9 protein-coding genes, 1 tRNA gene and 2 rRNA genes (1 of these 12 only partly in view) are annotated in these 10,700 nt (G+C 59.4%); 5 read left to right on the forward strand and 7 right to left on the reverse strand.

Annotation, left to right across the window (positions count from 1 at the left end; all coding sequences use genetic code 11):
- The first annotated feature begins 11 nt into the window (after positions 1 to 11).
- The 3 genes from EBMC1_RS05620 (at position 12) to EBMC1_RS05630 (ending at position 4,756) form a co-directional block, all read left to right on the forward strand.
- Positions 12 to 1,292 carry a glycoside hydrolase family 130 protein gene (locus EBMC1_RS05620; RefSeq protein ID WP_003041865.1) on the forward strand — a complete coding sequence of 427 codons (1,281 nt, stop codon included), beginning with the start codon at positions 12 to 14 and terminating at the stop codon, positions 1,290 to 1,292.
- Positions 1,293 to 1,360: 68 nt separating this feature from the next.
- Positions 1,361 to 3,511, forward strand: coding sequence for a catalase (locus tag EBMC1_RS05625; protein ID WP_003041867.1), 2,151 nt, complete (start codon positions 1,361 to 1,363; stop codon positions 3,509 to 3,511).
- 12 nt (positions 3,512 to 3,523) lie between these two features.
- Positions 3,524 to 4,756 (forward strand): NAD(P)/FAD-dependent oxidoreductase, encoded by a 1,233-nt coding sequence (locus tag EBMC1_RS05630; protein ID WP_040589473.1) that lies wholly within the window; start codon positions 3,524 to 3,526, stop codon positions 4,754 to 4,756.
- 7 nt (positions 4,757 to 4,763) lie between these two features.
- Here EBMC1_RS05630 and EBMC1_RS18920 read toward each other — a convergent pair whose 3' ends face one another.
- From EBMC1_RS18920 to EBMC1_RS18050, 4 genes are all read right to left on the reverse strand, one after another.
- Positions 4,764 to 4,898, reverse strand: a complete 135-nt coding sequence (locus EBMC1_RS18920; RefSeq protein ID WP_255266020.1) for a hypothetical protein — start codon at positions 4,896 to 4,898, stop codon at positions 4,764 to 4,766.
- Between the two features lie 47 nt (positions 4,899 to 4,945).
- Complete coding sequence (locus tag EBMC1_RS05635; protein ID WP_156000989.1) at positions 4,946 to 5,164, reverse strand: hypothetical protein; 219 nt, start codon at positions 5,162 to 5,164, stop codon at positions 4,946 to 4,948.
- Positions 5,165 to 5,307: 143 nt separating this feature from the next.
- Positions 5,308 to 5,541, reverse strand: coding sequence for a hypothetical protein (locus tag EBMC1_RS05640; RefSeq protein WP_003041875.1), 234 nt, complete (start codon positions 5,539 to 5,541; stop codon positions 5,308 to 5,310).
- Positions 5,538 to 5,846, reverse strand: a complete 309-nt coding sequence (locus EBMC1_RS18050; protein ID WP_081611143.1) for an antitoxin Xre/MbcA/ParS toxin-binding domain-containing protein — start codon at positions 5,844 to 5,846, stop codon at positions 5,538 to 5,540. The genes EBMC1_RS05640 and EBMC1_RS18050 overlap by 4 nt, the downstream gene beginning before the upstream one ends.
- 358 nt (positions 5,847 to 6,204) lie before the next feature.
- Between EBMC1_RS18050 and EBMC1_RS05650 the strand changes: the two genes are divergently transcribed.
- Positions 6,205 to 6,834: a tyrosine-type recombinase/integrase gene (locus tag EBMC1_RS05650; protein ID WP_040589684.1), complete on the forward strand. Its 630-nt coding sequence runs from the start codon at positions 6,205 to 6,207 to the stop codon at positions 6,832 to 6,834.
- Positions 6,835 to 7,352: 518 nt separating this feature from the next.
- Positions 7,353 to 8,147, forward strand: a complete 795-nt coding sequence (locus EBMC1_RS18055) for a DEAD/DEAH box helicase (protein ID WP_269208156.1) — start codon at positions 7,353 to 7,355, stop codon at positions 8,145 to 8,147.
- A 1,057-nt stretch (positions 8,148 to 9,204) separates the two neighbouring features.
- On the opposite strand, the gene EBMC1_RS05660 is transcribed toward EBMC1_RS18055, so the two are convergent.
- From EBMC1_RS05660 to EBMC1_RS05670, 3 genes are all read right to left on the reverse strand, one after another.
- Positions 9,205 to 9,281 (reverse strand) — tRNA-Met (locus EBMC1_RS05660).
- Between the two features lie 110 nt (positions 9,282 to 9,391).
- Positions 9,392 to 9,506 (reverse strand): 5S ribosomal RNA (rrf, locus tag EBMC1_RS05665).
- 129 nt (positions 9,507 to 9,635) lie between these two features.
- Positions 9,636 to 10,700 (reverse strand): 23S ribosomal RNA (locus EBMC1_RS05670); it runs 1,728 nt beyond the window's last position.

Genomic DNA, 10,700 nt, shown 5'->3' on the forward strand with positions numbered 1-10,700 from the left:
AGGACAGTCATTTGCATCTGGTCCAGCACGAATTGCGGCTGCACGCCGATCCGACGCGCGTCGTCGTGCGGCCGTTCCATCTGGCGTGGCAGGCGTCGGGGCCCGATCTCGAACGCGTGCAGCGGCTGGCGCGTGAGATCGTCGCCCTCAATCCGCGAACGGTTCGTGCCGAACTTGGCGTCGTGCTCAGAGACTTCGCCGATCGCCACTGGCAGATCGAAAAAGTGTTCGAGGATCGTTTCAACGAGATCGAACCCAAGCTGGGGCTCGAAGGCCTGGCGCTCAAACGCGAAACCCGGCTGCTGATCGGGGCCTATTTCTGTCACGAATATAGTTATGCTGCGGCGGCGCTGATGAACCCCAGCGTCGTTCGTCATCCCGACCAGACCGGGCTGGAGGAAGGTTGCATCCGCATCCTCCTGTCGCTGCGCGCGGTCGGCGAGGGTCATATTTCGACGATCGCCTTTCGCGAGGGAATCATTACCTGCGACCGCGAACTGACGCTGCTTCCGCAGCCCGCCTTCGCTACTGCGGCGATGCTTGGTCCGCACCGCGACGACAAGCCCGACGAGGTCGTTTCGCTCTACCGCCAGAAGGACAGCACCTTGTCGGGAACGGTGATCTTCCCGATTACGGAGGCGCAGCGCAACGGCCTCGAGGATTTGCGGCTGCTCGAGTTCGAGCGCGACAACGGCAAAAGCGAGTGGATCGGGACCTACACGGCCTACAGCGGCCGTGACATCCAGTCTGAATTGTTGAGGACGCGAGATTTCAAGGATTTCACGCTGAGCCCGATCAAGGGAAAGGCGGGACGCAACAAGGGTATGGCGCTGTTTCCGCGCAAGATCGACGGGCAATTCTGCATGATCGGTCGGCAGGATGGCAAGAATCTCTATCTGCTGCGCTCGGACACGGTCGATCAATGGGAGGACGGTGAATTATTGCTGGAGCCGCGCTTTCCATGGGAACTCATCCAGATCGGCAATTGCGGCGCGCCGATCGAACTCGACGAGGGCTGGCTGGTGCTGACCCATGGCGTCGGCGCGATGCGCAAATATGCGATCGGTGCGGTGCTTCTCGACAAGGCCGATCCGTCGAAGGTCATCGGCCGGACGCCCAATCCGATCCTCTCCGCCGCCGACGAGGACCGCGAAGGCTATGTCCCCAATGTCGTCTACACCTGCGGGGCGATCCGCGTCGGCGCCGATATTTTCCTGCCTTATGGCGTGGCCGACAGTTCGGTCTGCTTTGCGTTCGTCGCGATCAAGGAGATTCTGGCCGCCATGGCCTAGCGACACGCAACGTAAGGCGGAGCGGCGGATTGTAGGAGTGTCGCCTTCCGCGGCAGAAGGAATGACTGATGCCGAAATCTCCGCCGCCGTCGCCCGCGAATGACCATGCGTTTCGTGAACACCAGCCGGGCGAAGGCCAGCCGAAGATCGAGGTGAGCCGCGGCAATGGTGACGAGCTGCACCAGAATGTGGCATCGGGCAGCAAATCGGCCGATGCGGCGTTCCTGACCGACAATTTCGGTCATCCCATTTCGGACAACCAGAATTCGCTGCGCGCCGGCGAGCGCGGCCCGACGCTGCTCGAGGATTTCGTCCTCCGCGAGAAGATCTTCCATTTCGACCATGAGCGCATCCCCGAGCGGATCGTCCACGCCCGCGGTTCGGGCGCACATGGTGTGTTCGAATGCACCAAGGCAATCCCCGGGCTGACCAAGGCTTCGATCTTCCAGAAGGAAGGCGCGACCTGTCCGGTCTTCGTTCGCTTCTCGACCGTCGCGGGCGGCGCCGGGTCGGTCGATACGCCGCGCGACGTGCGGGGCTTTGCGGTCAAACTCTATACCGACAGCGGCAATTGGGATCTGGTCGGCAACAATATCCCGGTCTTCTTCATCCAGGACGCGATGAAATTCCCCGACCTCGTCCATAGCGTGAAAATGGAGGCCGACCGCGGCTATCCGCAGGCGGCGAGCGCGCATGATACCTTCTGGGACTTCATCGGGCTGATGCCCGAGGCGATGCACATGATCATGTGGGCAATGTCCGACCGCACGATCCCGCGAAGCCTGCGCATGATCGAGGGGTTCGGCGTCCACACCTTCCGCTTCGTCAACGAAAAGGGCGAAGGCAAATTCGTCAAATTCCACTGGAAGCCCGTGCTCGGCATCCAGTCGACAACTTGGGACGAGGCGGTCAAAATCGCCGGCGCCGATCCCGATTTCCACCGCCGCGACCTGTTCGAGGCGATCGACGCGGGCGATTTCCCGGCATGGGACCTCGGCGTGCAGGTATTCGACGAGGCGTTCGCTGCCAAACAACCTTATGACGTGCTCGACGCGACCAAGCTGATCCCCGAGGAAGATGTGCCAGTCGAGATCGTCGGCCGCATGACGCTCAACCGCAACGTCGACAATTTCTTTGCCGAAACCGAACAGGTCGCTTTCCTGCCGTCGAATATCATTCCGGGCATCGATTTCAGTAACGATCCGCTGCTGCAGGGCCGGCTCTTTTCCTATCTCGACACGCAGAAGTCGCGGCTGGGCACGACCAATTTCCACCAGATCCCAATCAATGCGCCGAAATGCCCGTTCCACAATTTCCAGCGCGACGGAATGATGCAGACGCTCGTGCCAACGGGGCGCGCCAATTACGAACCCAACAGTCTGGCCGAGGCCGGCGAGAATGGCGGTCCGCGCGCAAGCGCCGATACCGGTTTCAAGAGCTTTGCCGCCAATGACGAACGCAACGATCCCGCGCAGAAGCTGCGCATTCGCGCGGCGCTTTTCGCCGATCATTTCAGCCAGGCGCGCATGTTCTATTTGTCGCAGACCGAGAATGAGCAGGCGCATATCGCCTCGGCGCTGGTTTTCGAACTGTCGAAGGTCGCACTCGATCATGTCCGCGCCCGGGTCGTTGGCCAGCTTCGCAACATCGACGAGGATCTCGCGACGCGTGTCGCCATGGGACTCGCGATCGATCTGCCGGCGAAGGAAAAGGCTGCGCGTGCGCCGGTCGATCTCAAAACCTCCGACGCGCTGTCTATCCAGAAGAATGCCGACGATACGATGGAGGGCCGCAAGGTCGCGATCCTCTTTGCCGAAGGATCGGACAAGGCGGTGATCGATAAGCTGAAGGGCGACATCGAAAGCGCCGGTGGCACCGTCTTCCTCGTCGCGCCCAAGGTCGGCGGGATCAAGGTCAAGGGCGGTACGCTCAAGGCCGACGGCCAGCTCGCGGGCTCGCCCTCGGTGCTGTTCGACGCCGTGGCTTCGATCCTCACCGAGGATCAGGCCGAGGCCCTCTCAAAGCAGGGCTCGGCGGTCCAGTGGTTCATGGACGCCTATGGCCATTGCAAGACGATCGCGCATGACGAAGCGACGCAATTGCTGCTCGACAAGGCGGGGGTGGAAAAGGACGGCGGTGTCGTTGCGATCGACAAGTTCGAAAGCGTCGGCACCCGGCGTCATTGGGCCCGCGAAGCCAGGGTGCGCGATCTTGCCTGATCGCCTGTCCTGGTGAGCCACGCATCGGCGACCCATCATCGCGATCTTCGGACCGGCCAGTCGATCTGGTCGGCACGGCGTCGTCCCGCGATCGCAGCGCGGCCTCTGACAAGGGATATAGCGTGCGACGTGCTCGTCGTCGGGGCTGGCGTGTCGGGCGCGCTGATCGCGGAGGCGTTGTCGGACGCGGGTCTCAAGACCGTTATCGTCGATCGCCGGGGACCGGCCGAGGGATCGACTGCGGCGTCGACCGCGATGCTGCAATATGAACTCGACACGCCGCTGGCCTTGATGGCCGAGCGGATCGGGCGCGAAAAGGCCGAACGCATCTGGCGGCGATCGCGCCAGTCGGTCGACGCGCTACGCGAACGGACCGAACGGCTGGGCCTCGCCGTCGATGGGGCGACGCGCGCCTCGATCTATCTCGACGGCAACGTCCTCGACGCCGAAGGTCTTGCGCGTGAAGCCGACGCCCGGCGGCGCGCGGGGTTCGAGGTCGAGCTGCTCAAACCCGCCGCAGTGCTGGATCGCTACGGGATAAAGGGACGCCACGCACTGCTAGGCTTTGGCAATTATTCGGCCGATCCGCGCCGCCTCACCGCAGGTTATCTGAACGTCGCGCTGGCGCGGGGCGCGCGGCTCTATTCGCCCGTCGACATCTGCGACATCGCGCCGACGGGCGAAAGTGTAACATTGGTCTCGGCGCGCGGGCCAAGCATTCGCGCGCGCCATGTCGTCATGGCAACGGGTTATGAGATGATGAAGGGGATTCCGCGCAAGGGGAACAAGATCATCTCGAGCTGGTCGATCGCCACGCGCCCGCAGCCCCGCGCCATCTGGCCGACCGCCGCGATGATATGGGAAGCCGCGAACCCCTATCTCTACATCCGAACAACCCCACGCGGAGAAATCATCTGCGGCGGCGAGGATGAGGAAATCGCTGACGCGGCTCTCCGGGATGCAAAGCTCCCCGACAAGGCAGCGACGCTATCGCGAAAGCTTGGTGCCCTGTTGCCAAGAGTGGACGCAACTCCCGCTTACAGCTGGGCGGGCAGTTTTGGAGACAGTCCGGTCGGTACCCCGACTATCGGTCGGATTCCGGGTATGCCGAACTGCTATGCCGCGATGGGCTATGGCGGCAATGGCATCACCTTCTCGATGATGGCTGCGCAGATGCTGCGTGGCCTGATTTGCGGCTATGGCGATCCCGACGCCGATCTGGTCAGCTTCCATCGCAGTTTTTGACGGCGCGTCAGCGATTGCCCTTCGACTTGGAGGTCATTTGCACCGCGGAGGCCTCTTGGGCTGCGAGCGCGGTCGGCGGCTTCGCCTTGGCGGCTTTGGGTTTGCGAATTTCGCGATTGCTGCGTTTTTGCGATTTGGCCATGTCAGATATCTTTCTTCGGTTTCAGGATGCGCGTGTTCGCAAACGTGCTAGCGAGCCGTTTGCGTCCGCGATCTGTTGAGCGGAAAATAAGGGCGATGCTGATAGGGAAAGGCCTTCAGACGCCGACCGATCCCTTCGATCAGGCGCCCATAACGGTCGATCGCCGAGGGATTTGTTGCGGCGGCGTATCGCGCGAGCGCGATCTGCTCGTCTTCGAGCAATTGAATAAGGCACATGGTGTGTGCTCCTGCATCAAGCGAGAGCACGGATCGTCCCTCTGTCACATGGAGCTTGTTCGATTTCAGGTGATGGGAGACCTATAGCACATCCCGATAAATGTGCCGCACGAATACCGACATTATTCGGGTTCCGGAGAGACGTTCGCTCACCACGAAATCGCGCGCCGGCCTTATGGGCGCTTATGCGTGGCCGGTGGGCGATAGAAGCGGTAACGGAGAACATTGCCGTCGATCAGGTGACCGCGGAGCCGGAGGCGCATTTCCTCGGCGCCGGAGCCGGATGTGCAGACAAGGCGGGTGCCGCCCGACTGAAGCGGCTCGATCGCACTGATGCTGACACCTTGCAGAAGGCACAGGCGCTTGACTTCGTCCTCCGGCAGCGAAATGTTCATCGCGCGGCTCATTTGAATCCTGGGCCGCTCGGCCAGCGGCGGATCGCTGCCGCAACCCGTTCATATCCCTCGGGGCTCGCGGTCGCGACTGTAAGCGGGCGGCCGCCGAGCGCGGCGTTGTCGGTGTTCAGGAAGGCTAGCGCCGGATCCCGTCCGCCCATCGCCAGGAAGGCGAGCTGACTGATGTCCCCCTGACGCCGTGCGTCATCGAGGGCGAATGCACTGCGGCTCTTGCGGAAAAATCGGCTCGATTGCGGTCTCAATGGGACAGGCACGTCCGGGGTGGCCGACTGGGATTGATCTGGATCGGGGGGCATGGGCGCGGCTCCTGCTTGTAAGCGGGAGCACGAGGTCTCTCAGCCGCGGCCGCCTACGAAGAATCTGTGCCACGATGATCGTTATATGGGAGCTCCGGCCAAGATTATAAGATGTCGCGCCGATCATCTAACGGATATCGGGAATCTGGGCCTTCAGCGTCTATTCGGTTCCTGCGGAACGTGGTTGCGCCTCGATTGCACGAGCCAGTACGGAGGTGACCTTTCAAGCGAACGCCGGGCAATACTTGGAGCGTCCGCTAATTTCGTTCCACCGCCCAAAGCTGCCAAGACGCAATCGGCCAATCGACCTGACCCATGCGTTTCCCTTTTTGGCCATTTTGGCTGCAGGAGAATGATCATGGGTAGATCAGAATTCGACTATTTGCCTCCACGACCGGCGTGGAATGCCGGTCGAAAGGTAGGTGCAAAGCGGCCGTTAAAGCCACGGCAGATATGGGCAATTCGCTTCCACTTGGATCGAGAGCACCGGCTTCGAGACCGGGCGCTGTTCGATCTCGCAATCGACAGCAAGTTGCGAGGCTGCGATCTTGTGAAGATCAAGATCGGCGATCTCGTCGCCGGCGGTGAGTTGAGAACGCGGGCAGTGGTGATCCAGCAAAAGACCAATCGACCAGTTCAATTCGAAATCATGTCGGATGCTCGCGGAAGCCTCTTGGCATGGCTTGAGCGGCGCGGTGGATCAATCGAGGATTTTGCGTTCCCCAGCCGGGTCGACCACTCTGCTCATATGAGCACGCGTCAATATGCGCGTCTCGTCGATGAATGGGTAACGGCCGTTGGACTTCGAAGCGAAGACTACGGGACGCATTCGTTGCGCAGAACAAAAGCGTCGATCATTTACAAGGCGACCGGGAACTTGCGAGCTGTGCAGATTCTGCTCGGCCACACCAAGATTGAAAATACGGTACGATACCTCGGCGTCGATGTTGAAGATGCGTTGACGCTGGCAGAAGGCATCGAAGTCTAACCAGCAAATCGCGTATTCTGGAGAGCGAGCGTTCTAGCTCATGGTAGAACGTCCGCTCTCTTTGTTTGACACCTAAAAGCGGACTGTCTCCAAGCGGCCAATAGCGCCCACCGTTACTGCCGACGGGCTCGCTTTAGGCCGCATGATAGAAAATTTCGTCACCGGCACGATTTCTCTATGTAAGATAATGAAAAAAAGTGATTTTCAGGCGGATTTCGAACTTTTCCTGTTGAGCGCCAGACCGCACCAAAGCAATTCTATTGGCGTTTTAGGACCCACTAACACCCCTTTATCGATCGGTTCTGATCGAGCGCGAATTCGGTAAAAAGTTAGGTTTTGTGCGGACTTCAGAGCGAAGATACCAGGGTTTTAACACTCTTACCCCCCTACTCTAATTCGCGGCTGAACAAAATTATGGTCGCCGCCGGTCTCCAAGCGGCCAACCTACAGAGTTTTAAGCCCCCCCAGGGGATCCAGATCTACCGAGTGTATTTGCATTCGGCGCTGAGCGGGTTCCGATCAATCTACACAAGCATCAGGATGAAGCGCTCGGCAAAGCGCTGCAGGGCCGAAACTACATCGTCACAACGGGCACCGGATCGGGCAAATCGCTCTGCTTCTTCGTCCCGATTATCGACCGCATTCTGAAAGCCCGTCGAGCGGGCGAATCGCGCCGCACGCGCGCGATCGTCATCTATCCGATGAACGCGCTCGCAAATTCGCAGCGGGAGGAACTCGAAAAGTTTATCGAGGGCTGCGGTCTTCCCGATGACCTGAAGCCGACATTCGAGCGCTACACGGGACAGGAGTCAGACGCAGATCGGAGGCGCATCGCTGCAGACCCGCCCGACATCATTCTAACGAACTTCATGATGCTCGAGCTGCTAATGACGCGGCAGGACGGTGTCGATCGAGACGTCATCGGAAATATGAAGGGTCTGGCGTTTCTCGTGCTAGACGAGCTCCACACCTATCGCGGGCGCCAGGGCGCCGACGTCGCCATGTTGGTACGGCGTGTGCGCGTACGGTTGGGTGCCGAAAAGATGCTCTGCATCGGCACGTCCGCGACGATGGCGTCTGGGGACGAGGATGGCCGCGGCACATCATACGCGTGTTGTCAGCATTTTTCTTCGGAGCTAGCGCGCCAATCAAGCGCCTGTCGGTCAGCGCCGAGGATCGCGATATGCCCGTCGACTTCCTCGAAGCTTGGGCCACTTCACTTTGGGCGCTCGGGTTTGTCGAGAAGACCCTACAAAGCAAGAAATCGCTCTCTGAGTTTGCAAAGCCGATACCCAAACTACGCGCTGCAATAATCTCTGGCATCTCACTAACTCAGGCGGAGCTCGACAGCGCGACAATGCGAGGCGTCAAAGAGAGGCTCGACGAGGGAATTGGAGCTCGATTGAGCTCCGCGTTTCCTTCCCCTTTGCCGCGCGATGGTTCGTGGAGGGTCGCCGCCCGAAACGCTGGCACCGAAACCCCGCTGCAAGTTGGACAGAGGTGACAAGTTCAATGACGAAAGATGAACCTGCCTCGGGCGCCAAAACCATGACTCGTAGACCGCGCGCCGTTCTGGGTATCGATGCAGCCTGGACACTCACGCAACCAAGTGGCGTGGCGCTGGCAGTCGAAACGCAAGACGGTTGGCAGATGGTAGCTGCCGAACCGTCGTATGACCACTTCCTGGCGCTTGCCGATCGCTCAATCAATTTGGGTACGAGGCCGAGCGGAAGTGCGCCGGCAGCAGCGCAGCTAGTTCGCGCGGCAGAAGAGATCACTGGATCGCGGGTTGTGCTCGTGGCAATCGATATGCCCTTATCGCGGTCCCCCATCACATCTCGGCGCACAGCTGACAATGAAGTTTCCCGTGCTTATGGTGCGCGAAAATGCAGCACGCATACCCCGAGCACGACCCGGCCGGGTGCCATAAGTGACAACCTGCGCGCTGGGTTCGAGACAGCAGGATTTCCACTTCGAACGACCCGGATACAAGTACCCGGCCTGATCGAAGTCTATATGCGATGATGCTGACATACACCGCGCGTCGAAACTGAGCATTTACGGATTTTCCATCCTCGCCGGGCCCCTTGCCAACCGCGCGATCCTGACTTCATTCACAGGTCGGCACTCTATTCGGCAGACAAACGATAAGACGCATCGGCGAAAATCGAGGCCGACAAAAAAGCCCATTGCACAAACCGGAAGCAAACACCCACGCCATGTTGGCGGCGCGCAGCGCGTTCGGGAACGCGCTTCCAGAATGTTATGAAATTACAATCAATCTGCTTCCTGTGTGCTTACAGATTGTGCCAGGAGCTGCTTCCAGATTTCCCCGCGGGGAAACTTTCTCATGGAAATCAAAGGGGTTACTGGTTGCGGGAGTAGGATTTGAACCTACGACCTTCAGGTTATGAGCCTGACGAGCTACCGGGCTGCTCCATCCCGCGTCAACCAGAGCGCGGCGCCGATCGGGGCCGCAAAACAGCAAAAGGCCGGCATCGCTGCCGGCCTCTAACTTTGTGAATGGGTTTCTTTTCGACCTTACGCCGGCTGCAATGCCTGGCGACGTCCTACTCTTCCGTGGCTTAAGCCAAAGTACCATCGGCGCTGTCAGGTTTCACGGCCGAGTTCGAGATGGGATCGGGTGGGTCACTGACGCCATGGTCACCAAGCAATGAAGCCGGCGTAGGTCAAAAGGGGTTCAATCGATGCCCGTGCTATTGAAACTTGCAATACTGTCTGATCAATCATCCACGTAATCGCGGACAATCCTGACAGGATTGTCGTTGATGGTGGGACTCTTCAAGCGCGAATAGAGCAATTAGTATCGGTTAGCTCCATGCGTTACCGCACTTCTACATCCGATCTATCAACGTGGTGGTCTTCCACGGCTCTAAGAAATCTTATCTTGAGGGAGGCTTCCCGCTTAGATGCTTTCAGCGGTTATCCCGTCCATACATAGCTACCCTGCTGCGCGGCTGGCGCCACGACAGGTACACCAGAGGTATGTTCAACCCGGTCCTCTCGTACTAGGGTCAACTCCTCTCAAATTTCGACGCCCACGGCAGATAGGGACCAAACTGTCTCACGACGTTCTGAACCCAGCTCACGTACCACTTTAATTGGCGAACAGCCAAACCCTTGGGACCTGCTCCAGCCCCAGGATGTGATGAGCCGACATCGAGGTGCCAAACGATTCCGTCGATATGAGCTCTTGGGAATCATCAGCCTGTTATCCCCGGCGTACCTTTTATCCGTTGAGCGATGGCCCTTCCACTCGGGACCACCGGATCACTATGACCGACTTTCGTCTCTGCTCGACTCGTCAGTCTCGCAGTCAGGCAGGCTTATGCCATTGCACTCTCGCAGACGGTTTCCAACCGTCCTGAGCCTACCATCGCGCGCCTCCGTTACTCTTTAGGAGGCGACCGCCCCAGTCAAACTACCCGCCACAGAGGGTCCCTGATCCAGTTTCATGGATCGAGGTTAGACATCAGAAAACAACAGGGTGGTATTTCACCTATGGCTCCACGTCAGCTGGCGCCAACGCTTCAAAGCCTCCCACCTATGCTACACAGTTCTTTCCTAATGCCACTCTGAAGCTGCAGTAAAGGTGCACGGGGTCTTTCCGTCTAACCGCGGGTACTCCGCATCTTCACGGAGAATTCAATTTCGCTGAGCATCTCCTGGAGACAGTGGGGAAGTCGTTACGCCATTCGTGCAGGTCGGAACTTACCCGACAAGGAATTTCGCTACCTTAGGACCGTTATAGTTACGGCCGCCGTTTACCTGGGCTTCGTTTCGGAGCTTGCACCCCTCCACTTAACCTTCAGGCACCGGGCAGGCGTCACACCCTATACGTCGTC

The organism is Sphingopyxis sp. MC1, from assembly GCF_000371385.1.
Lineage (GTDB): Bacteria > Pseudomonadota > Alphaproteobacteria > Sphingomonadales > Sphingomonadaceae > Sphingopyxis > Sphingopyxis terrae.

What these genes read in the sequence shown, in the direction of transcription:
- EBMC1_RS05625 (WP_003041867.1), top strand. Translation starts at nt 1,361, where the DNA reads ATGCCGAAATCTCCGCCGCCGTCGCCCGCGAATGACCATGCGTTTCGT.
- EBMC1_RS18050 (WP_081611143.1), bottom strand. Translation starts at nt 5,846, where the DNA reads ATGCCCCCCGATCCAGATCAATCCCAGTCGGCCACCCCGGACGTGCCT.
- EBMC1_RS05640 (WP_003041875.1), bottom strand. Translation starts at nt 5,541, where the DNA reads ATGAGCCGCGCGATGAACATTTCGCTGCCGGAGGACGAAGTCAAGCGC.
- EBMC1_RS18920 (WP_255266020.1), bottom strand. Translation starts at nt 4,898, where the DNA reads ATGGCCAAATCGCAAAAACGCAGCAATCGCGAAATTCGCAAACCCAAA.
- EBMC1_RS05650 (WP_040589684.1), top strand. Translation starts at nt 6,205, where the DNA reads ATGGGTAGATCAGAATTCGACTATTTGCCTCCACGACCGGCGTGGAAT.